This is a genomic window from Vibrio sp. 03_296 (genome assembly GCF_002265885.1).
In genome coordinates this window covers 1-983 of the sequence record NZ_NPKW01000653.1, presented here as the reverse complement: position 1 = coordinate 983, position 983 = coordinate 1, and the positions used below count along the sequence as shown (strand labels likewise).

General features: G+C 43.3%; 2 pseudogenes. One reads left to right on the top strand and one right to left on the bottom strand.

Going from position 1 to position 983, the window contains the following annotated elements:
* Positions 1–125, bottom strand: a pseudogene (locus CIK04_RS26905) (histidine kinase); the annotation flags it as partial.
* A 91-nt stretch (positions 126–216) separates the two neighbouring features.
* Here CIK04_RS26905 and seqA point away from each other — a divergent pair.
* Positions 217–747 (top strand): annotated as a pseudogene (gene seqA, locus CIK04_RS34260) (replication initiation negative regulator SeqA).
* Positions 748–983 lie beyond the last annotated feature (236 nt).

Below are 983 nucleotides of genomic sequence, written 5' to 3'. Positions count from 1 at the left end.
GACACGATGATCTTGTGAGAGATCTCGTGCGAGTAGACCTAAGTTACTTAAACTGCCGAACAAGCCGTGTAGCAAACAATGGCTTGACCGTCACCTTCGAGTTTGTAATTGAGCAATGCTGACATTTATCTTGTTCGTGATGGGTTTAACGTGGAGTATCCGCGAGGATCTCGTTATAATCCCCCAGAGTTTAAACATTGAGATTGTGAAAAGCGAATGAAAACAATTGAGGTTGATGAGGATCTATACCGTTACATTGCTAGTCAAACCCAGCATATTGGCGAAGTGCATCGGATATTTGCGCCGCCTATTGAATGTGGATGGACGTCAGACTGTTGCCCCTATTACGATAGAACCGAAAGGCATCGTAGTAAGCAAAGATGCAGGCAAAGACACTCAACTTGATGGCGTAAAAGAGATGCGCTCACTATTAATTTCTGATGAGTTTGCCTCATTAAAGAAAGCCATCGATCATTTATGCTTGTGCTGAGCACGCTACATCGCATCAACCCTGAGTCGTTTACTCAAGCGACAAAAGTGAAAGGTCGTAAGCGTGTTTATTTCGCTGACAATGAGGCGACATTGCTAGAAAATGGCAATACGACGAAACCAAAATCCATTCCAGGCACGGGTTTTTGGGTCATCACCAATAACAACACTAGCCGTAAGAGGCAAATGGTCGAGCAAGTGATGGTACATATGGAATTCCAGCCTGATTTAATTGAAAAAGTAACAGGTTCAATTTAAGAAACCTGATAGAAGCCTCATAATGCGCAAGATTATGCCGATATTATGAGGCTTTTTKKTTGAGTATATTTAAGAAGGATGTCATTAATGGCTATGCACCCTCGTGCAGGGCAGAAAGCTCTGCAAGAAGATCTTCACAATATCCCAGCACTCGTTGCTAATTATTTCCTCCTTCAACCCGATCCGACAAACTCAGCACACAAAGTAGAGTTTGGTACGTCAGGGCATCGCGGTTG